23 protein-coding genes are annotated in these 21,413 nt (G+C 40.9%); all 23 read left to right on the forward strand.

Translation table 11 applies throughout. From position 1 onward, the window contains the following. Positions 1-5: 5 nt before the first annotated feature. Complete coding sequence (locus tag CKW02_RS08215; protein WP_003211436.1) at positions 6-815, forward strand: SagB/ThcOx family dehydrogenase; 810 nt, start codon at positions 6-8, stop codon at positions 813-815. Between the two features lie 82 nt (positions 816-897). Next, positions 898-1,491 carry a CPBP family intramembrane glutamic endopeptidase gene (locus CKW02_RS08220; protein WP_157733344.1) on the forward strand — a complete coding sequence of 198 codons (594 nt, stop codon included), beginning with the start codon at positions 898-900 and terminating at the stop codon, positions 1,489-1,491. Positions 1,492-1,519: 28 nt separating this feature from the next. Further along, positions 1,520-2,323, forward strand: coding sequence for a class I SAM-dependent methyltransferase (locus CKW02_RS08225; RefSeq protein ID WP_003211105.1), 804 nt, complete (start codon positions 1,520-1,522; stop codon positions 2,321-2,323). 658 nt (positions 2,324-2,981) lie between these two features. Continuing rightward, positions 2,982-3,455 carry a ribosome maturation factor RimP gene (gene rimP / locus CKW02_RS08230; RefSeq protein ID WP_003211398.1) on the forward strand — a complete coding sequence of 158 codons (474 nt, stop codon included), beginning with the start codon at positions 2,982-2,984 and terminating at the stop codon, positions 3,453-3,455. A gap of 32 nt (positions 3,456-3,487) precedes the next feature. Then, positions 3,488-4,603, forward strand: coding sequence for a transcription termination factor NusA (nusA, locus tag CKW02_RS08235; protein ID WP_003211013.1), 1,116 nt, complete (start codon positions 3,488-3,490; stop codon positions 4,601-4,603). 15 nt (positions 4,604-4,618) lie between these two features. After that, positions 4,619-4,903, forward strand: coding sequence for an RNase P modulator RnpM (gene rnpM / locus CKW02_RS08240; RefSeq protein ID WP_003210758.1), 285 nt, complete (start codon positions 4,619-4,621; stop codon positions 4,901-4,903). Next, on the forward strand, positions 4,896-5,198 hold the full coding sequence (locus tag CKW02_RS08245; RefSeq protein WP_034619894.1) for a YlxQ family RNA-binding protein: 303 nt from the start codon (positions 4,896-4,898) through the stop codon (positions 5,196-5,198). The genes rnpM and CKW02_RS08245 overlap by 8 nt, the downstream gene beginning before the upstream one ends. A 19-nt stretch (positions 5,199-5,217) precedes the next feature. Further along, positions 5,218-7,338, forward strand: coding sequence for a translation initiation factor IF-2 (gene infB / locus CKW02_RS08250; protein ID WP_003212253.1), 2,121 nt, complete (start codon positions 5,218-5,220; stop codon positions 7,336-7,338). Then, on the forward strand, positions 7,335-7,613 hold the full coding sequence (locus CKW02_RS08255) for a DUF503 domain-containing protein (RefSeq protein ID WP_012009994.1): 279 nt from the start codon (positions 7,335-7,337) through the stop codon (positions 7,611-7,613). Before infB ends, CKW02_RS08255 begins: the two co-directional genes overlap by 4 nt. A 17-nt stretch (positions 7,614-7,630) precedes the next feature. Beyond that, positions 7,631-7,981: a 30S ribosome-binding factor RbfA gene (gene rbfA, locus CKW02_RS08260; protein ID WP_003210803.1), complete on the forward strand. Its 351-nt coding sequence runs from the start codon at positions 7,631-7,633 to the stop codon at positions 7,979-7,981. 68 nt (positions 7,982-8,049) lie between these two features. Beyond that, positions 8,050-8,979: a tRNA pseudouridine(55) synthase TruB gene (gene truB / locus CKW02_RS08265; RefSeq protein ID WP_003211771.1), complete on the forward strand. Its 930-nt coding sequence runs from the start codon at positions 8,050-8,052 to the stop codon at positions 8,977-8,979. 18 nt (positions 8,980-8,997) lie between these two features. Next, positions 8,998-9,963 (forward strand): bifunctional riboflavin kinase/FAD synthetase, encoded by a 966-nt coding sequence (ribF, locus tag CKW02_RS08270; RefSeq protein WP_003211327.1) that lies wholly within the window; start codon positions 8,998-9,000, stop codon positions 9,961-9,963. 140 nt (positions 9,964-10,103) lie between these two features. Next, on the forward strand, positions 10,104-10,373 hold the full coding sequence (rpsO, locus tag CKW02_RS08275; RefSeq protein ID WP_012009997.1) for a 30S ribosomal protein S15: 270 nt from the start codon (positions 10,104-10,106) through the stop codon (positions 10,371-10,373). A 181-nt stretch (positions 10,374-10,554) separates the two neighbouring features. Beyond that, on the forward strand, positions 10,555-12,672 hold the full coding sequence (pnp, locus tag CKW02_RS08280) for a polyribonucleotide nucleotidyltransferase (RefSeq protein WP_003211098.1): 2,118 nt from the start codon (positions 10,555-10,557) through the stop codon (positions 12,670-12,672). A 114-nt stretch (positions 12,673-12,786) separates the two neighbouring features. Then, positions 12,787-13,740, forward strand: a complete 954-nt coding sequence (locus CKW02_RS08285; RefSeq protein ID WP_003211177.1) for a polysaccharide deacetylase family protein — start codon at positions 12,787-12,789, stop codon at positions 13,738-13,740. Between the two features lie 33 nt (positions 13,741-13,773). After that, the gene (locus CKW02_RS08290) at positions 13,774-15,003 is read left to right on the forward strand and encodes a M16 family metallopeptidase (RefSeq protein ID WP_003212188.1); all 1,230 of its coding nucleotides are present in this window, start codon (positions 13,774-13,776) and stop codon (positions 15,001-15,003) included. Positions 15,004-15,076: 73 nt separating this feature from the next. Then, on the forward strand, positions 15,077-16,000 hold the full coding sequence (locus tag CKW02_RS08295) for an aminoglycoside phosphotransferase family protein (RefSeq protein ID WP_003212392.1): 924 nt from the start codon (positions 15,077-15,079) through the stop codon (positions 15,998-16,000). Positions 16,001-16,070: 70 nt separating this feature from the next. Next, entirely contained in the window at positions 16,071-16,343 is a 273-nt protein-coding gene (locus CKW02_RS08300; protein ID WP_012010001.1) for a YlmC/YmxH family sporulation protein, read from the forward strand. Between the two features lie 123 nt (positions 16,344-16,466). Then, positions 16,467-17,369 carry a dipicolinic acid synthetase subunit A gene (gene dpaA, locus CKW02_RS08305; protein WP_003212195.1) on the forward strand — a complete coding sequence of 301 codons (903 nt, stop codon included), beginning with the start codon at positions 16,467-16,469 and terminating at the stop codon, positions 17,367-17,369. Continuing rightward, on the forward strand, positions 17,366-17,959 hold the full coding sequence (dpaB, locus tag CKW02_RS08310) for a dipicolinate synthase subunit B (RefSeq protein ID WP_003211976.1): 594 nt from the start codon (positions 17,366-17,368) through the stop codon (positions 17,957-17,959). Before dpaA ends, dpaB begins: the two co-directional genes overlap by 4 nt. Positions 17,960-18,098: 139 nt before the next feature. Further along, on the forward strand, positions 18,099-19,118 hold the full coding sequence (gene asd, locus CKW02_RS08315; RefSeq protein WP_003211715.1) for an aspartate-semialdehyde dehydrogenase: 1,020 nt from the start codon (positions 18,099-18,101) through the stop codon (positions 19,116-19,118). A 92-nt stretch (positions 19,119-19,210) separates the two neighbouring features. Continuing rightward, positions 19,211-20,425, forward strand: coding sequence for an aspartate kinase (dapG, locus tag CKW02_RS08320; protein ID WP_012010005.1), 1,215 nt, complete (start codon positions 19,211-19,213; stop codon positions 20,423-20,425). Positions 20,426-20,455: 30 nt separating this feature from the next. Beyond that, on the forward strand, positions 20,456-21,322 hold the full coding sequence (gene dapA, locus CKW02_RS08325; RefSeq protein WP_003211660.1) for a 4-hydroxy-tetrahydrodipicolinate synthase: 867 nt from the start codon (positions 20,456-20,458) through the stop codon (positions 21,320-21,322). The last annotated feature ends 91 nt before the right edge of the window (positions 21,323-21,413 follow it).

The following is a 21,413-nucleotide window of genomic DNA, read 5'->3' on the forward strand; positions in this document are numbered from 1 at the left end:
AATATATGAATAGTATTGAAAGACATGCTACTAATTTGGCTGATGTTGTGTATGGAAACGAAGCATTACGGTTTGATGATCCTTCTGAAAATTGGTTTGAAGCAACAAAAATCTATAGAGGTTCAATGGCATGGGACGCACCTGGTGTTGCAGGACTGCTTCGATCTCAAACTTTGCAAAAGATTGCTACACATGCAAGTAAAAGATTTGATGACCTACCATTAATTTCACTACCTAAACCATTAAATACAAATATATCTTTAGACGATGTCATTAAGGGACGAAGAAGTGCAGATTATTTTAGCGGGGGGAGTGTTTCATTAGAACAACTCTCAACAGTTTTACAGAAGAGTTATGGATTGGTAGAGCGTAAAGAAGGACCTAGACGTCCTATACCATCTGGTGGTGCGCTCTATCCTCTAGATCTATATATTGTAGCCAATAAAGTGGATACTTTAGACAAAGGTGTTTATCATTTCGATCCGTATAGAAGAGGATTGACTAAAATGGGTGATTACTCCGAAAAAGAATTTGAGAAAATAATGTTACAAGAAGAATCAGTTCAAGATTTTGCATTTGCTATAGTCATTTCAGCTAATTTTTGGCGTTCTCGATTTAAGTATGGACATCGTTCTTATCGCTTTGTTTTTATGGAGGCAGGACATGTCATGCAAAATATGATCATGCTATCTACTGCACAGAAGATTAATAGTCGACCGTTCGGAGGGTTTATCGATGATGAGTTGATGGAATTGATCTGTGGATTTAATGGGGTAGATGATGCCCCAATTTATACATTGATTGCGGGTACTTAAATAAATGATTTCAATCATAGCAGCTTTAGGGATCCTCATTCACTTTTTGGGTCCCTTAAGTTCTAAAATGGTTGTCAAAATCATGAGAGATAAATCAACAGCCAATCGAAGGCTAACAACATATATCACACCTCAGAGGAGCTATGATGGACTCACCATTATCGGAGCTTCTATATGCTGTGGTGCGCTTTCTCAAGAACTCTTTGTTGAAGTCTCCAATAGTAAAAATGTATTTGGTATTTTATTTTTCTTTTTGTTAGGAGTACTTTTACCATCAGTGCTATGGAAAATAAAAAACAAAGTGATTGTATTTAAAGGTAGATATGCTGTCAATGTTGATTCAATCGTTTTTCTTCCATTGACTGCTCTATCAGAAGAAGTAATTTGGCGCTTTATTCTTCCGGCTTTATTAATGAATTTATGGGAATCTATTGCAATATCAATCTGTGTAAGTTCGATAGGATTTATATTGCTGCATATACCATTAGGCGGTGCTAAGTCAACTGCTTATATGTCTCTTTTTACATTAATTACAGTTATTTCATACTTTGCATTTGGGATTTTAGCAGCGATAGCATTTCATATTTCTCATAATTTGTTCATTCATTTTTTTCACCCTCTCAAAGTAAAGGAATTCAAAACGAAACCTCCCGTATTATCTGAAACTGACTGGTGAGGCTTTTATAAAGGTGGTAAACCCTGTGATGATACAAGAAAAAATCAAAGAGCTTGAAGTAAAAAGAGCTCTGGCTCAGTCATGGTTTTCGGATCCAGATAAAAGAAAAATAAGTTCAAATTATGATAATAGAGAAACACCATTTACTCGATTTCTATCAGCTGAAACTTTCACTTCTTATTATCAACTAACATTCAAAAAAACACCTGTCTCTATTTTAGATATAGGATGTGGACAAGGTCAGATGCTTGAGTATATATCTAAGCAATTACCTCTAGCTGATTTGACTGGGATTGATTCATCTGAAGAAGCCATACATTGTGCAAATAAATTAAATATAAAAGCCAATTTTATTTGTACAGATATAAAAAATTTTTCATCACATGCTAAAATTTATGATGTGATTTTAATACATCTGTGTTTTGGGCTATTTGAAAATCCGATCGAATTATTAGAACAGTTACTTCCTTATTTATCAAATGAATCTATGATTTATATTGTTGATTTAAATCGAGATAGTATAGAAAGTGGATTGAGTTCAGTTCAGAGCAAAGAAGAAGAACTGTATATATATGATCAATATCATGCCTCGTTGACATTATCTGAGTTTGAACAGTTACTCACCTATATTACCAAACCGAGAGAAGATATGATGTATAAGATTGGTACTTCTATAATTGGAGGATTTAGCCCATTTAGTATGGAATTTTTATCGTTAATAGGAAATGGAAATTTACAACAAACGTTAAGACAGGCTCCAGATCAATATAGCAGTTCAACGCAGAAAGTACCTGTACTTTTACATGCGTGGCTTATTAAAAATTCTGGCTAAATAACTCCATCTAAACATGGTCCTTTCTTTATGTGTAATGTTAAGGTTATCAGTACAGTATTCCGCCTACTCTCCCATGGAGTTCAATGTGAATTTTTTCTCAATTTTATTCGCTAGAAACAAGTTGGAAGGGTTTTCTTTGAAATGAGGGAGCAAAGGCAAAGCGATTAAAATGGAAGCCTGCTTATTTCTTTAACATTTACACTCTTTTCTTCTATATTAAATATCAACCATTCTGTTTAATACAAAATGCTTTTTCGACATAAAAATGATTTAGTGCAGATGGAGATCATCTTTCATAGGGAGTTCTGTTCTTCGCCCATAGTATACAGCTGCGATTATCACCAGCCCGTTCTGTTCATATTGGCATATATAATAAAGGAAGAGAGAGGTATGATTGGTTTAAAGTAAACGATTTACGAGTACCTGTTATAAGGAAGAACTTCATTTGCATAAAAAAATTGGATATGGTATAGTTTTTATGGAAATGCTAACGATTACCGAGACAAGAGTGGGGAAACCCGCTCTTTTGTATTGAACAGGCAATTTTTGTCTCGACATTATTCATCCGTTTTCTGCTCCCCCTGCTCACATAAAGCAGGGTTTTTATGCAGAATGATTGATAAGAGCGTTTATCGAAAGCACAAGGAGGAAGAGAATGAGCAAAAAAGTAGTGGATGTCGTAAGCGAAATGGTACAGCCAATTTTAGATGGCTTACAGCTTGAACTCGTTGATGTTGAATTTGTCAAAGAGGGTCAAAACTGGTTCCTTCGCGTGTTTATTGACTCTGATAAAGGCGTCGATATCGAAGAATGTGCCAAAGTGAGCGAAGCCTTGAGCGAAAAGCTTGATGAGGCAGATCCGATTAGCCAAAACTACTTTCTTGAAGTGTCCTCTCCTGGAGCGGAGCGCCCATTAAAGAAAAAAGCTGATTTTGAAAAAGCACTTGGAAAAAATGTTTTCATGAAAACATATGAACCAATTGATGGTGAAAAAGCATTTGAAGGTGAGCTTACAAGCTTTGATGGTGAGATTGCAACAGTGACAGTGAAGATCAAGACAAGAAAGAAAGAGATCAATATTCCATACGAAAAAATAGCTAACGCAAGATTAGCAGTTTCGTTCAATTAACCTTTTCATTGATATAAGGGGGAACCATAAAAATGAGTAGTGAGTTGTTAGATGCCCTGACTGTTCTCGAGAAAGAGAAGGGTATTAGTAAAGAAATTATTATTGAAGCGATAGAAGCTGCACTCATTTCTGCATATAAGCGTAACTTTAATCAAGCGCAAAATGTTCGTGTTGATTTAAACCGCGAAACGGGAACAATTCGCGTATTTGCAAGAAAAGATGTTGTAGATGAAGTGTATGATTCTCGCCTTGAAATCTCTGTAGATGATGCAGCCAATATGAACCCGAATTACATGGTAGGTGACGTCGTTGAAATTGAAGTCACGCCAAAAGATTTCGGACGCATTGCAGCTCAGACTGCGAAACAAGTGGTGACGCAGCGAGTGAGAGAAGCAGAGCGAGGTGTGATCTACACTGAGTTTATCGATCGCGAGGAAGACATTATGACGGGAATCGTTCAGCGAATTGACAGTAAATTCATTTACGTGTCACTTGGCAAAATCGAAGCCCTTCTTCCGGTCAACGAACAAATGCCAAATGAGGACTACAAACCACATGACCGTATTAAGGTGTTTATTACAAAAGTCGAAAAAACAACAAAAGGACCACAAATTTATGTGTCTAGAACACATCCAGGTCTTTTAAAGCGTTTATTTGAAATTGAAGTGCCAGAAATTTATGATGGTACTGTAGAGCTTAAATCGGTTGCTAGAGAAGCTGGGGACCGTTCTAAAATCTCTGTTCGTACGGATGATCCTGATGTTGACCCAGTTGGTTCTTGTGTTGGACCAAAAGGCCAGCGTGTACAAGCAATTGTCAACGAGCTAAAAGGCGAAAAAATTGACATTGTCCATTGGTCTAATGACCCGGTTGAATTTGTTGCCAATGCATTAAGTCCATCAAAAGTACTTGATGTTATTGTGAATGAAGAAGATAAGGCGACAACAGTCATTGTCCCTGATTATCAGCTGTCGTTAGCCATTGGTAAAAGAGGTCAAAATGCTCGTCTTGCAGCAAAGCTGACTAGCTGGAAAATTGACATTAAAAGCGAAACAGATGCAAGGGAACTCGGTATTTTCCCAAGAACTGAAGACTCTGAATCTCTTTTCTTAGAGGCTGAACCAGTAGCTGAGGAATCTGACGAATAAGAGGTGATGTAAAAGGTGAATAGCCGAAAAAAAATCCCGCTTAGAAAATGTGTCGTGACGGGAGAAATGAAACCAAAGAAAGAACTGATCCGTGTTGTTCGTTCTAAAGAAGGTGAAGTGTCTGTTGACGCAACCGGAAAAAAGAACGGACGCGGAGCTTACCTTTCTCTCGATAAAGAAACCATTCTTGCGGCAAAGAACAAACGCAGTTTACAGCAGCAATTTCAGACACAGATTGACGAACACATATTTGAAGAATTACTAGAACTAGCTGAAAAGGTGAAAAAACCAAATGACTGATTCTAAGTGGTATCCTTTGCTTGGTCTAGCAAATCGAGCTCGTAAAGTCGTGTCAGGAGAAGATCTTGTGATCAAAGAAGTTAGACATGCGCGTGCTAAGCTGGTTCTTCTTGCAGCAGATGCCTCACCGAACACAGAGAAAAAGGTATCTGACAAATGCAAATTTTATAATGTTCCGGTTAGAAAAATTGAAGACCGTTCCGTTCTCGGACGTTCTATTGGGAAAGAAGCTCGCGTAGTTGTCGCTGTCACTGACCAAGGCTTCGCTAAGAAGCTTATAAGCTTGCTCGATTAATTTATTTGGGGGTGAACGAATGGCTAAAGTGAGAGTATATGAATACGCAAAAGCCATAGATGTTTCAAGTAAAGATATTATAGCAGCGCTTAAGGATATGAATGTGGAAGTGAACAACCACATGGCGACGCTTGAAGACGACACTGTGAAAAAGCTAGACGCTATCTATAAAAAAGCCAAAGCAAAAGAGACAACTAACGAGAAACCCGCAGAACAAAAAAAACAATCATCTAACAAAAACAATGATAGAAAGAAGAATGACGTGCAGAATAATCAATTTAATAAAAACAAAAAAAACAACAACCAAAACAAAAACAAAAATAAACGCGGTGGGAATAACAAATCGCAGCATCAACAAGCTAGACCTGTGAAGCCTAAGAAAGAGCTTCCTGAAAAAATTGAATTTACAAATTCAATGACAGTCGGCCAGCTGGCTGAAGAGCTTGGAAAAGAAACAGCTGAAATTATCAAAAAGCTGATGATGCTTGGTGTAATGGCAACCATTAACCAAGAGCTGGATAAAGATACAGTTGAACTAATCGCTTCTGAATATGGCGTTCCAGTAGAGGAAGTCATTATTTTAGAAGAAACTGAACTTGAAAAGTATGAAGTGGAAGATAAAGAAGAAGATATGCAAGTACGCCCTCCAGTTGTGACGATCATGGGACACGTTGACCACGGGAAAACAACGCTTCTTGACAGCATTCGTAAGACGAAAGTCGTTGAAGGCGAAGCTGGTGGAATCACGCAGCATATCGGTGCATACCAAATTGAAGAAAACGGCAAGAAAATCACGTTCCTTGATACACCTGGACACGCAGCCTTTACAATGATGCGTGCACGTGGTGCCGAGGTAACGGATACAACCATTCTAGTCGTGGCAGCAGATGATGGTGTGATGCCGCAAACGGTAGAAGCTATTAACCATGCGAAAGCAGCAGAAGTGCCAATCATTGTTGCTGTCAACAAAATTGACAAACCAACAGCGAACCCTGACCGTGTGATGCAGGAATTAACGGAGCATGGTCTAGTACCAGAAGCTTGGGGCGGCGAAACGATCTTCGTTCCTCTATCTGCAAAAACAGGTGAAGGCATTGACGAATTGATCGAAATGATCCTTCTTGTCAGCGAAGTTGGAGAACTGAAAGCCAACCCAAATCGTGCGGCAAAAGGGACTGTTATCGAGGCTGAGCTTGATAAAGGAAGAGGGTCAGTTGCAACCCTTCTTGTTCAAACTGGTACGCTTCAAGTAGGTGACCCAATCGTTGTCGGAAATACATTTGGGCGCGTTCGTGCAATGGTCAATGACATCGGACGCCGCGTGAAAACAGCAGGACCATCTACACCTGTTGAAATCACTGGTTTAAACGATGTACCAAATGCAGGGGATCAGTTCCTCGTATTCAAAGATGAAAAAACAGCTCGTCAAGTAGGTGAGGCGCGTGCTTCGAAACAGCTTGATGAACAGCGTTCAGACAAAGCGAAATTATCTCTAGATGACCTATTTGAGCAAATCAAACAAGGTGAAGTGAAAGATATCAACTTGATCGTGAAAGCAGACGTACAAGGTTCTGCTGAAGCACTGACGGCCGCTCTTCAAAAAATTGAAGTAGAAGGCGTAAAAGTGAAAATCATCCATACGGGTGTTGGAGCGATTACAGAATCTGATATTATTTTAGCAAGTGCTTCTAATGCGATCGTGATCGGATTTAACGTACGTCCTGATGGAAACGCGAAGAGCACAGCTGAAACAGAAAACGTAGATATCCGCTTACACCGCATTATTTATAAAGTCATCGATGAAATTGAAGCGGCGATGAAAGGAATGCTTGACCCTGAATATGAAGAAAAAGTCATCGGTCAAGTTGAAGTTCGTCAAACGTTCAAAGTATCTAAAATCGGTACAATTGCTGGTGGTTATGTCACTGAAGGAACCATCACAAGAGATAGTGGTATCCGCTTAATTCGTGACGGCGTCGTTATTTTTGAAGGCGAAGTCGACGTATTAAAACGATTCAAAGATGACGTGAAAGAAGTTTCACAAGGTTATGAATGTGGTATTACCATTAAGAAATACAATGATATCCGTGAAGGCGATGTTCTGGAATCATTTGTTATGCAAGAAATCGAAAGAAAATGATCGGTTATACCGAATGTGAGTGCATCATTTATGATGCCTCCTCACTGAAGGAAAAACGTGCGGTTCTTCAGCGTATATTGACAAGAACGCGCCATAAATTCAATGTAACCATGGCTGAAATGGATTACCAGGACACATGGCAGCGTACATCAATTGGAATCGCCGTGATTTCCTCATCCCGGGTTCAAGTGGAAAAGGAATTGCAGCGTGTTTTAAGCTTTATTGATTCTTTTCCTGAAATTGAACGAACGATCACGAAAACTGAGTGGTTTTAATTAGAGGTGATATGATCATGAGTATGAGAGCAACCCGCGTGGGTGAGCAGATGAAAAAAGAATTAGGCGACATCCTAGGCAGAAAGCTAAAAGATCCAAGAATCGGCTTTTTGACTGTAACCGATGTCGAAGTAACCGGTGATTTGCAAATTGCGAAAGTTTACATTTCTGTTCTCGGTGACGAGAAGAAAAGAGAGGAAACCTTAAAAGGCCTTGCTAAGGCTAAAGGGTATATCCGCTCTGAAATTGGCAATCGAATTAGACTTCGCAAAACACCAGAACTGCACTTTGAATTCGATGAATCCGTGGATTACGGAAACAGAATTGAAAGCCTAATTGCTGAACTAAACACAAAAGATCACGAATAAGACGTTGAAATAAGGATAGGCGATGATCGTCTGTCCTTTTTCATCGTTTACGAAAGGAGAGAGCGCAGATGGTAAATGGTGTTCTTTTATTACATAAAGAAATAGGGATGACCTCTCACGACTGTGTGTTCAAAGTGAGAAAGCTCTTACATACAAAAAAAGTCGGACATACAGGCACCCTCGACCCCGAGGTATCAGGTGTTCTGCCCATTTGTATTGGAAGAGCAACGAAGATTGTCGAATACTTAACAGATAAATCGAAAACGTATGATGCAGAAATCACGATTGGATTTTCTACAACAACAGAAGACCAAACAGGTGAGATCGTAGAAGAAAAAAAGGTACAAAACCCCATCTCAGAAGAAGACATTGATGCTGTGCTGAAACAGTTTCAAGGAACCATTGAACAAATTCCTCCTATGTTTTCGGCTGTGAAAATTGGCGGAAAAAAACTCTACGAATATGCAAGAGAAGGCATTGAAATTGAGCGGCCGAGCCGCGAGATTACGATTCACCGTATCGAGCGGACAACACCTGCTTTATTTGAAAATGGAAAAGTATCATTTAGATTCACCGTTTTATGTTCAAAAGGAACGTATGTCAGAACCTTAGCAGTTGATATTGGAAAGAAACTAGGATTTCCAGCTCATATGTCACATCTCATTCGCACAGGATCAGGTGATTTTACACTAGATGAGTGCATCACCCTTGATGAGCTGCGAGATATAAGCGAAGAAGGCACAGTAGATGAGCACCTTGTCTCGATCGAGCGCGCGCTCAATCATTTGCCGAAATGGGAGATAAATGATACATTAGCAAGTAAAGTGGAAAACGGTGCAGTCCTGCCCATGCCTGATGAATTCGCTCATTTCGCAGAGGAAGATCGTGTCGCTGTCTTTGCTCCTTCAGGTCGGTGTATGGCGATATATATGAAGCATCCGACCAAACAGAATCTGATGAAGCCGGCGAAGATCTTATCTCAGGACAAGCAATCTTAAAGAAAAGGTGACCATCTCGTGAAGACTATACATATTTCACACCCACATACATTGAATCAAAAGGATCAAGACCCGTCTGTTATGGCTTTAGGGTATTTTGACGGTGTTCACCTCGGACATCAAAAAGTGATTGACGCAGCAAAAAGCATTGCGAGAAAAGAAGGATTGGCTTTAGCGGTCATGACCTTTCATCCGCACCCATCACATGTTTTGCAAAAAGCACGTGAACCCAAGGACTTAATTACACCGCTTGAGGATAAAATTGATTTCATCGAACAGCTGGGCGCTGACTATTTATACATTGTGCAGTTCAGCGAAAGCTTTGCAGCGCTATCTCCTCAAGAGTTTGTCGATCAATATTTAGATGAGCTGAATGTGAAGCACGCAGTAGCTGGTTTTGATTTTACGTTTGGCCGTTTTGGTGCAGGTACAATGGAAACCTTCGATGAGTACGGAAAAGGGCGTATTATGGCCACCATCGTTCCTAAGTTGTCCAATCAAGACCGAAAAGTCAGCTCAACACTCATACGCTCTGCATTGAAAAATGGGGATGTTGAATATGTGAGTGAGCTTTTAGGAAAACCGTATCAGCTGCGTGGTATTGTCATTCATGGTGATAAACGAGGACGGACGATCGGCTTTCCGACTGCGAATGTCGGTTTATCTGCTGAATATATCATTCCGCCAACAGGGGTTTATGCAGTAAGAGCAGAAGTGAAAGGCAAAGTGTATGACGGTGTTTGTAATGTTGGCTATAAACCAACCTTTTATGAAAAACGCCCTGATCAGCCTGCCATTGAAGTAAACCTCTTTGATTTTAACGAAGAAATATATGGTGAACCGATTAAATTACAGTGGTTCAAGCGCATTCGCAGTGAGCAAAAATTTAACGGAATCCAGGAGTTAACGGCTCAAATCAGTCAAGATAAAGAAGAAGCGATTCAGTTTTTTCAACATCAGAGAAAGCAAACAAAAAATTCATAGAAAAACAGCTCTACCATTTGCAAATTCAGCATATTTTTAGTATGATTATCCCTGTAGCTTTAAAACCACTTACTTGGCAGGCCGACTTCACCGACGGTTGCGAGGTAGATGGGGCTAACATGATTTGGAGGTGAAACAGGATGGCTATTACTCAAGAGCGTAAAACTCAATTAATTAGTGAGTTCAAAACACACGAATCTGATACTGGATCTCCAGAAGTTCAGATCGCTGTCCTAACAGAATCAATTAACAACTTGAACGAGCATTTACGTACTCATAAGAAAGATCACCACTCACGTCGCGGTCTTTTGAAAATGGTAGGTAGACGTCGTAATCTTCTTACGTATCTACGTAATAAAGACGTAACTCGTTACCGTGAGTTAATTAACAAACTAGGCTTACGTCGATAATCGTAAAAAGCGGGAGGATTCCCGCTTTTTTATCGTATAATCACTAATATTTTATGGTTAAAATGTTGAAAGAATGGCAAAAACCCTTCTACATACACCTTTCACATTGATATGTGAAAATCATTTTGTTCATAATAAGAATTAACTAAAATTTCAAGATAAGAGAGGAGTTTTTCTCAGAATGGGACAAGAGAAACATGTCTTCACCATAGACTGGGCTGGACGTCAACTGACAGTTGAAACTGGCCAGCTTGCAAAGCAAGCAAACGGAGCGGTCCTCGTACGCTACGGAGATACAGCTGTGCTTAGCTCAGCAACAGCTTCTAAAGAACCAAAACCACTTGATTTCTTCCCGCTCACTGTGAACTACGAAGAAAGATTATACGCAGTAGGTAAAATTCCTGGTGGCTTCATTAAAAGAGAAGGCCGTCCAAGTGAAAAAGCGATCCTTGCGAGCCGCTTAATTGATAGACCAATCCGTCCATTATTTGCTGATGGATTTAGAAACGAAGTACAAGTTATTAGTATCGTCATGAGCGTGGATCAAGATTGTTCATCTGAAATGGCTGCAATGTTTGGCTCATCTTTAGCATTATGTGTGTCTGACATTCCATTTGAGGGACCAATCGCCGGCGTTACAGTAGGACGAGTTGATGGAAAGTTTATCATCAATCCAAATGTAGAACAGCTTGAACAAAGTGACATCAACCTTGTAGTCGCTGGAACAAAAGATGCGATCAACATGGTCGAAGCTGGTGCTGATGAAGTACCAGAAGAAACAATGCTTGAAGCTATCATGTATGGTCACCAAGAGATCAAACGTTTAATCGAATTCCAAGAGGAAATTGTCAAAGCAGTTGGTAAAGCAAAAATCGATATTCCTCTATATGAAGTAGATCAAACGTTAGCAGACGAAGTAAAAGCACTTGCTGAAACAGACCTGCTGAAAGCGATTCAAGTACATGAGAAGCATGCACGTGAAGATGCAATCAGTGCAGTGAAAAAAGCTGTGGTTGAGAAATTTGAAGAAGAAGATCGCGACGAAGCGACAATTAAACAAGCGAAAGACGTATTAAACAAGCTTGTCAAAAATGAAGTTCGTCGTCTGATCACTGAAGAGAAAGTACGTCCAGATGGACGTGGTGTAGATCAAATCCGCCCACTTTCTTCAGAAGTAGGACTTCTACCAAGAACGCACGGTTCAGGTCTATTTACAAGAGGACAAACACAGGCGCTCAGTATTTGTACATTAGGTGCACTTGGCGATGTGCAAATTCTTGACGGTCTAGGCGTTGAAGAATCAAAACGCTTCATGCACCATTACAACTTCCCTCAATTCAGTGTTGGTGAGACAGGTCCAATGCGTGGCCCAGGCCGCCGTGAAATCGGACATGGAGCGCTAGGTGAACGGGCATTAGAACCAGTGATCCCATCTGAAAAAGATTTCCCTTATACGGTTCGCCTTGTGTCTGAGGTACTAGAATCAAACGGATCTACTTCACAAGCAAGTATTTGTGCAAGCACACTTGCGATGATGGATGCGGGTGTTCCAATTAAAGCACCAGTTGCAGGGATTGCAATGGGACTTGTGAAATCCGGTGAATACTACACAGTGCTGACAGACATTCAAGGAATGGAAGATGCACTTGGTGATATGGACTTTAAAGTTGCAGGTACATCAAAAGGTGTAACAGCACTTCAAATGGATATCAAAATCGATGGTCTATCAAAAGACATCTTGGAAGAAGCGCTCCAACAAGCGAAAAAAGGAAGAATGGAAATCTTAGATAGCATGCTGTCAACGATTCCTGCTTCTAGAGGAGAATTGTCTCGTTATGCACCAAAAATCTTAACGATGAAAATCAATCCTGATAAAATTCGCGATGTCATTGGGCCAAGCGGTAAACAAATCAATAAAATCATCGAAGATACCGGTGTGAAAATCGATATTGAACAAGATGGTACAATCTTTATTTCTTCTACAGAAGAAGACATGAACCAAAAAGCGAAGAAAATCATTGAAGATCTTGTGAGAGAAGTTGAAGTAGGACAACTTTACTTAGGTAAAGTAAAACGCATTGAAAAATTCGGTGCTTTCCTTGAAATCTTCAGCGGCAAAGATGGACTTGTTCATATTTCTGAGCTTGCGCTTGATCGTGTAGGCAAAGTAGAAGATGTCGTGAAGATTGGCGATGAATTACTTGTCAAAGTCACTGAAATCGATAAACAAGGCCGTGTGAACCTTTCTCGCAAAGCTGTTTTACGTGAAGAAAAGGAAAAAGAAGAAAAACAGTCTTAATGAAATATGTTAGAAGCCAGGTATCCGTACCAGGCTTCTTTCTTTTCTTGCGCTAACAATAGTTCTAGCTTGTTTCTCCCCATCATAATTTGTGGTAAAGGGGAGGGACAACCATTGAAAAAAACGTTACCATTCATTGTGTTTGTATTTTTACTGCTCGTGTCATATCAAACGATGAAGCAGCCGGCTGCTGTTACATATATTGAATCAATGAAAGAGCATGCTGAGGTTGCATCTGTTTCAAAAGATATTTTATATCAAGAGATTGAATCGAAGTCTTCTGACTATGAAGTGAAGGCGCAAAATGCTAAGATTGATAAAGTGTGGAAAAAGATGCCTGGTCTAAATGGACAGACGGTCAATATCGATGCCTCTTATGAAAAAATGAAAAAACAAGGGTCATTTGATGAAAAGCTGCTTGTTTTCAATGAAACAAAACCTTCTATTCATTTACATGAACTTGGTGCTGAACCCATTTACAAGGGACATCCAGATAAAAAAATGAATGCTTTCCTCATCAACGTGGCTTGGGGTGACGAGCATTTAATCAAGATGTTAAAGACACTAGAAAAGCATCAGGTCAAGGTGACCTTTTTCTTAGAGGGCAAATGGGTGAAAAAAAGCACGGATCTTGCTAAAAAGATCGTGGCAGATGGTCATGAAATTGGAAACCATTCATACAATCACCCAGATATGCGCACACTGACAAGAGAACGAGCATTAGAGCAGATTACCAAAACAAATCGTCAAATTGAAGAATCCCTTGGAAAAAAACCGAAGTGGTTCGCCCCTCCAAGCGGTAGCTTTAAAGAAGAAACAGTGAAGCTTGCCGCAGAAGAAGGAATGGAAACCATTATGTGGACGGTAGACACCATTGACTGGCAAAAACCGTCACCAAACATACTACAAAAACGGGTGCTTGGGAAAATTCACAATGGGGCGATGATATTAATGCATCCAACAGATTCGACGGCGAAAAGTCTTGACGCACTTATCACTCAAATCAAGGAAAGAGGATATGAATTAGGAACGGTTTCTGACCTCCTAAGTGAAAAAAGACATCCGTGATCCGATCTGTTTGTTGAATAGGAGGAGCAAAACTTGGTCAAAACTTATACATGCCAAAACGGAGTAAGAATTGTACTTGAAAACAATCCCACTGTAAGATCTGTCGCAATTGGCGTCTGGATTGGAACGGGTTCTAGACATGAGACACCAGAAATTAATGGGATATCACACTTTCTAGAGCATATGTTCTTTAAAGGGACAAAGACGAGATCTGCACGTGATATCGCAGAATCCTTTGACCGCATCGGTGGTCAAGTAAATGCCTTTACGTCAAAAGAATACACTTGCTACTATGCAAAGGTGCTTGATTCACATGCCGGCTACGCCCTCGATGTATTAAGCGACATGTTCTTCCACTCTGCTTTTGATGAAGAAGAGCTGAAAAAAGAAAAAAATGTTGTATATGAAGAAATCAAAATGTATGAGGATACACCTGATGATATCGTTCACGATCTGTTGAGCAAAGCGATTTATGGTGATCATTCTTTAGGGTTCCCGATTTTAGGAACAGAAGAAACACTTTCTACCTTTAACGGTGACTCTCTTAGAGCTTATATGGATGAATTCTACACGCCGGACCGCGTCGTTATCTCTGTTGCAGGGAATGTGGACGACACATTCATTAGTGAAGTTGAAAAGTTGTTCGGTTCGTATGAAACGAAAGGAAAAAAACAGCCGGTAGAAGCGCCGCAATTTCACTATGACAAGCTCACACGCAAAAAGGAAACAGAGCAAGCGCATCTATGCATGGGCTTTAATGGCCTTCCAGCTGGAGATAAAGGCATCTATGACTTAATCGTCTTAAATAATGTTCTTGGCGGAAGCATGAGCAGCCGCTTATTTCAGGATGTAAGAGAAGACAAAGGCCTCGCCTATTCCGTTTTCAGCTATCACAGTTCATTTGCAGATAACGGCATGCTGACGATTTATGGCGGGACTGGAGCGAAGCAGTTAAACCTGCTCTCTGAAACCATCTTACAAACGCTGGACGTCTTAAAGCGTGAGGGAATTACGCAAAAAGAGCTTGAAAACTCTAAGGAACAAATGAAAGGGAACCTAATGCTCAGTCTTGAAAGCACAAACAGTAAGATGAGCCGAAACGGTAAAAACGAACTGCTCCTTGGCAAACATCGTACACTTGATGAAATTATTGACGAAATCAACAAAGTCACATTAGACGGTGTGAATAACTTATCAAAACGAATCTTTACAGAGGATTATGCGCTCTCGCTTATTAGTCCTACGGGTGATCAGCCATCATAATGTAAACAACACGGCAGGCTTCTTAAGAGGTCTGCCGTTTATTGTATATCAAATAGAAAGGGGCACTGCTTACATGGAATTTGAAAAACTGAAACTCCTCTCTCCGCTTCTGACACAAGCCATTTCCTTTCAGCCGATGACATCTGGCTTTTCTGGAAACCGTACTTATCTCGTCACAACATCCTCATGTGAAAAGCTGGTGCTCAAGCTATCAAACCTCAAAACGTATTCCAATTTTAAAAGAAAAGCGTCAGTTCAGCAAAAGTTTAAAAATCGAGGGCTTCTATGTTCTGAAGTCATGGAGGTTGGAATGAATCCTGAACTTAACTGTACCTATCGTATTTTCTCTTTTATTGAAGGAGAGAACGCTAGAGCATCCATCCATCTGCTTACAAATGAAGAGCAGTATGAAATCGGAAGACGGGCAGGCAGAGAGCTGAATTTCATGCATACATGTTCCGCACCTTCTCATGTCGTGCCATGGGATGAGAGAGTCATGGCGAAATATGAGCGGTATGTACATGCCTATCAATCAAGTGGAGTGACCTTTACGAAAGAGCAATTCGTATTAGATTTTATCAAATCACATGCTGATGCGGTAAAGGCGAGACCTAATCAATTCCAGCACGATGATTTTCATTTGGGGAATATTATCATACAAGAAGGTGAGTATGCCGGCGTCATTGATTTTGATCAATCTGACTGGGGTGACCCGGTTTATGATTTTTATAAACTGTCCTTATTTAGCCGAGAAAATAGTATTCCGTTTTCAGCAGGGCAACTGGATTACTATGTAAGTACGAAGGCCACAGACGATTTTTGGCTTCTTTTTTCTATCTATACAGCAATGAGCTGCTTTTCTTCTATTGTTTGGACGCTTTCTTATGACACTGAACATGTAAAAGGTATGGTGAACCGAGTGGAGAGAATGCTGGCAGACCATGATCACTTTCATCAACTGAAACCAGCTTGGTATTCAAATTGGCATCATGCATAACTTGAAAAAGCGTGACGGTCTATTTCTTCTTGTGGCTGCATATATGATACGGAAGGGAAGTGATGCGATTTTGAGGCTAAGTGAGCTGTCAGGAAAAGAGATCGTCGATATCAAAAGAGCGGAGCGGCTTGGCGTGCTTGGACAAACCGACCTTGAAATCAATGAACAGGACGGTCAAATCACAGCACTCATCATACCTTCCGTGAAGTGGTTTGGCTTTCGAAAGCAAGGAAATGACATCCGCGTCCCGTGGAATCACATTCAAAAAATAGGATCAGATATGATCATTCTCGATGTGCCTGAAGCACTTCAGCCGCCCGGGGAAAAAGAGCATCCATCATAAATGGGTGCTCTTTTTCTTTTCTCTCTTCGATTTGTTCACAGGCTGAATCCTCTCCTCATATGCTAAAAGGGAGATTCAGAAAATATTACAGACTTTTTTAAATAAAGAAGGTGAACGGTCAGTATGTTGAGCGGTTTAACGGTTGCGGTGATCGGGGGAGATGCAAGGCAGCTTGAAATTATTCGCAAGCTGTCACAGCAGCATGCCAAAGTGTTTTTGGTTGGATTTGATCAGCTGGATCACGGATTTATTGGGGCTGAAAAGCTAAAAATGTCAGAACTTCCATTCGAACAGGTAGACAGTATGATCCTGCCAGTATCAGGGGCAACGGATGAAGGTGTTGTCGCGACAGTTTTCTCAAATGAACAGGTGTTACTAGAAGCAACTTATTTAGAAAGAACCCCTGCCCATTGTACCCTGTACTCAGGTATTTCTAATACGTACTTAGACAATCTGGCAAAGCAGGTGAACCGAAAACTTGTGAAGCTGTTTGAGCGAGATGATATTGCCATATATAACTCTATTCCAACAGTTGAAGGGATTATCATGATGGCCATTCAGCAAACGGATTATACGATTCATGGATCACGTGTCGCTGTTCTTGGACTCGGAAGAACAGGACTCACCATTGCCCGCACATTTCGGGCACTCGGTGCGGATGTAAAAGTAGGGGCAGCAGATACAGCGCATTTAGCGCGGGCATTTGAAATGGGACTCGATCCATTTTCAATGGACCGGTTAAAAGAAGAAGTAACAGATGTAGATATCATCATCAATACCATTCCAAGCCTTGTATTAGATTCATCTGTCATCGTCAGCATGACACCAAAGACACTCATTTTGGATATCGCCTCCCGCCCAGGAGGAACAGACTTTGACTTTGCACAAAAACACGGGGTGAAGGCGCTTCTTGCACCAGGACTCCCGGGGATTGTCGCACCAAAGACAGCAGGGCAAATCATTGCAAAAGTGCTTTCTGGGCTCTTATGTGAACTTGCAGAGGAAAAAAGGGGGATGGAATCATGACAACATTAAAAGGGAAAAGAATCGGCTTTGGCTTAACTGGTTCCCACTGTACGTACGAAGCTGTTTATCCGCAGATCGAAGCACTTGTAAAAGAAGGAGCAGAAGTGCGTCCAGTGGTGTCATATACGGTCCAGAACACGAATACAAGATTCGGAGATGGGGCGGACTGGATTGAGCGGATCGAGAAGCTGACTGGCTTTAAGGCGATTGACTCAATCGTGAAAGCAGAGCCGCTCGGACCTAAGCTGCCACTTGATTGTATGGTCATTGCTCCATTAACAGGGAACTCGATGGCGAAATTCGCAAATGCCATGACAGACAGCCCTGTTTTAATGGCTGCAAAAGCAACCATTCGAAATCATCGTCCTGTCGTTTTAGGAATTTCAACAAATGATGCGCTAGGCTTAAATGGTACAAATCTGATGAGGCTGATGTCGACAAAAAATATTTTCTTTATTCCATTTGGCCAGGATGATCCATTTAAAAAACCGACCTCCATGGTCGCGAACATGGATTTGCTTTCTCAAACAGTAGAAGAGGCACTTCAGCATAGACAAATTCAGCCAATTTTAATTGGACCAAGAGAATAATAGATTCACTAGAAAATCATGAAAGATTCAAAAAAGATGCTTCAAGCCTTGCTTTTCTATGGTAAAATAAAATGTAAAAAGTCATAGGATGGCCATCCGAAAGAAAAGAATCATGGATGGGTCGGAAGGAGTTTTACTGATGGGAAGAGGATTGCATGTAGCTGTAGTTGGAGCGACTGGAGCTGTCGGTCAACAAATGTTAAAAACACTAGCTGACAGAGATTTTGAAATGGATACACTGACTCTACTATCCTCAAAACGTTCTGCTGGAACAAAAGTGACATTCAGAGGTCAAGAGTATACTGTACAGGAAGCAACACCTGAAAGCTTTGAAGGAGTAAGTATTGCATTATTCAGTGCTGGAGGAAATGTTTCCAAGGCGCTAGCTCCTGAAGCAGTCAAACGAGGTGCGATTGTTGTAGACAACACAAGTGCTTTCCGTATGGACGAAAACATCCCTCTTGTCGTACCAGAGGTAAACGAAAAAGACTTGCATGACCATAAAGGAATCATTGCAAACCCTAACTGTTCAACGATTCAAATGGTAGCGGCATTAGAACCGCTTCGTCAGGCGTATGGCATGAAAAAAGTCATCGTGTCCACTTACCAAGCCGTATCAGGTGCAGGACATGAAGCCATTGACGAGCTATATAGCCAATCACAAGCCATTTTAAATAAAGAAGATGTGAAGCCGGAAGTCATGCCTTATCAAATTGCATTTAATGCGATTCCGCAAATTGATAAATTCCAAGACAATGGCTATACATTTGAAGAAATGAAAATGATCAACGAAACGAAAAAAATCATGCATATGCCAGAGCTGGAAGTAGCGGCAACATGTGTGAGACTTCCAATTGAAACAGGACATTCAGAATCTGTTTACGTCGAACTAGAATCAAACGACGCAACAGTTGAAGACGTCAAGTCCATTCTAAAAGATGCTCCAGGCATTACACTGCAAGATGATCCGTCTCAGCAAATTTATCCAATGCCTGCAGATGCTGTTGGGAAAAACGACGTATTTGTCGGCCGCATTCGGAAAGATTTGGACCGTCCAAACGGGTTCCATATGTGGATTGTATCTGATAACCTGCTAAAAGGCGCTGCATGGAACTCCGTTCAAATTGCAGAAAGCTTAAAAGCATTAAAATTAGTTTAACATTCAATGGATGATGAGGACGAACAGAAGAGAGTTAGGCATCTTTCGCCTGCTCTCTTCTGTTACGTCAGAATGAACTTGGAGTGAAAACAGTGAAAATAATTGTCCAAAAATTTGGCGGTACATCTGTCAAAGATGATCAAGGTAGAAAAAGGGCACTTGCACATATCTTATCGGCAAAAGAGAAAGGCTATAAGTCGGTTGTCGTCGTTTCCGCAATGGGACGAAAAGGCGATCCTTATGCGACAGATACGCTGCTTGGTCTGCTTTACGGCAGCGCGCAGCATATGACAAATCGAGAAAAAGACTTGCTCGTTTCCTGCGGAGAGAATATTTCAGCTGTTGTGTTTTCAAGCATGCTGAATGAAAACGGGCTAAAAGCTGTAGCGATGACAGGCGCACAGGCTGGCTTTGTGACAGATAAGGAACATACGAGTGCGAAAATTATTGATATGAAGTGCGAACGTCTCGAGGCGGCACTATCTGAACATGATGTTGTCGTTGTTGCTGGGTTCCAAGGAGCCGCGAAAAATGGAGACGTGACCACAATTGGACGAGGCGGCAGTGATACGTCCGCAGCTGCTTTAGGTGCCGCATTACAGGCAGATTTTATTGATATTTTTACAGATGTAGAAGGCGTCATGACGGCAGATCCCCGCATTGTTGAAAATGCAAAGCCGCTCAGAGTCGTGACATATACAGAAATTTGCAACCTTGCATATCAAGGAGCAAAAGTCATTCACCCGAGAGCTGTCGAAATTGCGATGCAAGCAAAAGTACCAATGAGGGTCCGTTCAACATACTCTGATGAAGAGGGCACACTCGTCACGTCACACTACTCAGATAAAATGAGCCATGATGTGTACGACCGCCTCATTACGGGTATTGCACATGTCAATGATGTGACGCAAATCAAAGTCCCGGCAAAAGAAGGGCAATACAGCGTCCAAACTGAGGTCTTTAAAGCAATGGCTAATGCACAAATCAGTGTTGATTTCTTCAATATTACACCGAGTGAGATTGTGTATACCGTGACAGGTGCAATGACTGAAAAGGCAACCTCGATCCTAAAAGATCTTGGTTATACGCCAATTGTCACAACAAATTGTGCGAAAGTATCAGCTGTTGGCGCAGGCATCATGGGTGTACCAGGTGTCACATCAAAAATTGTATCGGCTCTATCCGAGCAAAACATTCCGATTTTACAATCGGCTGACAGCCATACGACCATTTGGGTGCTAGTGAACGAAGAAAACATGAGAGCGGCTGTCAATGCCCTGCACGAAGTGTTTGAACTTTCAAGATAAATGTGATTGAATCATGATGAGGTGAAAAAAATGAATTTCGGAAATATCGCAACAGCTATGATTACACCTTTTGATAAAAAGGGCAACATTGATTTCCAAAAGCTATCAATTCTCATTGATTACTTGTTAAAAAACGGCAGTGACTCATTAGTCGTTGCAGGGACAACAGGCGAATCGCCAACTTTATCGACTGAGGAAAAAGTCGCTCTTTTTCAGCAATCGGTAAAATTAGCAAATGGTCGTTGTAAAATCATTGCAGGAACAGGCAGTAATAATACAAATGCGTCTATCAAACTAACGAAAAAAGCAGAAGAAGCGGGCGTTGATGCAGTGATGCTTGTCGTACCTTACTACAACAAGCCATCACAGGAAGGCATGTATGCACACTTTAAAGCCATTGCCGAGTCTACATCTCTTCCTGTCATGCTTTACAATGTACCAGGGAGAACGGCTGCGTCATTAGCCCCAGAAACAACCATTAAGCTTGCGCAAATACCTAACATTGTCGCAATCAAAGAAGCAAGTGGTGATCTTGATGCCATGACAAAAATCATTGCAGAGACACCAGAGGATTTCGATGTCTATTCAGGTGACGACAGCTTAACACTTCCAGCTGTATCTGTTGGTGCAAAAGGAGTAGTCTCTGTGGCGTCTCATATCGTAGGGCTTGATATGCAGCAAATGCTGAAAAGCTATGCTTCAGGTCAAACGGCCAATGCCGCATTGATCCATCAAAAGCTGCTTCCAATCATGAAACAGCTATTCTCAGCGCCAAATCCAACGCCTGTCAAAACAGCTCTTCAGCTGAAAGGACTAGATGTCGGATCGGTTCGTCTTCCGCTTCTACCTTTGTCAGAAGAAGAGAGACTGGATTTAAGTAGCGTCTTAAACAGCTGATCAAAACAAAAGATTTCGTAAGCGGTCATTCTCAGATGTCCCTGAGTATGACCGTTTTTTATACATAAACACTTTCTTAAAATGTGACTTC

It is taken from the genome of Bacillus pumilus, assembly GCF_900186955.1.
Classification (GTDB): Bacteria; Bacillota; Bacilli; order Bacillales; family Bacillaceae; genus Bacillus; species Bacillus pumilus.

Bases quoted from the DNA above. Each gene is read 5' to 3' on its own strand.
- CKW02_RS08255 (WP_012009994.1), top strand. From the start codon at position 7,335: ATGATCGGTTATACCGAATGTGAGTGCATCATTTATGATGCCTCCTCA.
- asd (WP_003211715.1), top strand. From the start codon at position 18,099: ATGGGAAGAGGATTGCATGTAGCTGTAGTTGGAGCGACTGGAGCTGTC.
- CKW02_RS08225 (WP_003211105.1), top strand. From the start codon at position 1,520: ATGATACAAGAAAAAATCAAAGAGCTTGAAGTAAAAAGAGCTCTGGCT.
- truB (WP_003211771.1), top strand. From the start codon at position 8,050: ATGGTAAATGGTGTTCTTTTATTACATAAAGAAATAGGGATGACCTCT.
- CKW02_RS08295 (WP_003212392.1), top strand. From the start codon at position 15,077: ATGGAATTTGAAAAACTGAAACTCCTCTCTCCGCTTCTGACACAAGCC.
- dapA (WP_003211660.1), top strand. From the start codon at position 20,456: ATGAATTTCGGAAATATCGCAACAGCTATGATTACACCTTTTGATAAA.
- CKW02_RS08220 (WP_157733344.1), top strand. From the start codon at position 898: ATGAGAGATAAATCAACAGCCAATCGAAGGCTAACAACATATATCACA.
- CKW02_RS08215 (WP_003211436.1), top strand. From the start codon at position 6: ATGAATAGTATTGAAAGACATGCTACTAATTTGGCTGATGTTGTGTAT.
- rimP (WP_003211398.1), top strand. From the start codon at position 2,982: ATGAGCAAAAAAGTAGTGGATGTCGTAAGCGAAATGGTACAGCCAATT.
- CKW02_RS08245 (WP_034619894.1), top strand. From the start codon at position 4,896: ATGACTGATTCTAAGTGGTATCCTTTGCTTGGTCTAGCAAATCGAGCT.
- infB (WP_003212253.1), top strand. From the start codon at position 5,218: ATGGCTAAAGTGAGAGTATATGAATACGCAAAAGCCATAGATGTTTCA.
- dpaB (WP_003211976.1), top strand. From the start codon at position 17,366: ATGACAACATTAAAAGGGAAAAGAATCGGCTTTGGCTTAACTGGTTCC.
- rbfA (WP_003210803.1), top strand. From the start codon at position 7,631: ATGAGTATGAGAGCAACCCGCGTGGGTGAGCAGATGAAAAAAGAATTA.
- nusA (WP_003211013.1), top strand. From the start codon at position 3,488: ATGAGTAGTGAGTTGTTAGATGCCCTGACTGTTCTCGAGAAAGAGAAG.
- pnp (WP_003211098.1), top strand. From the start codon at position 10,555: ATGGGACAAGAGAAACATGTCTTCACCATAGACTGGGCTGGACGTCAA.
- dpaA (WP_003212195.1), top strand. From the start codon at position 16,467: ATGTTGAGCGGTTTAACGGTTGCGGTGATCGGGGGAGATGCAAGGCAG.
- rpsO (WP_012009997.1), top strand. From the start codon at position 10,104: ATGGCTATTACTCAAGAGCGTAAAACTCAATTAATTAGTGAGTTCAAA.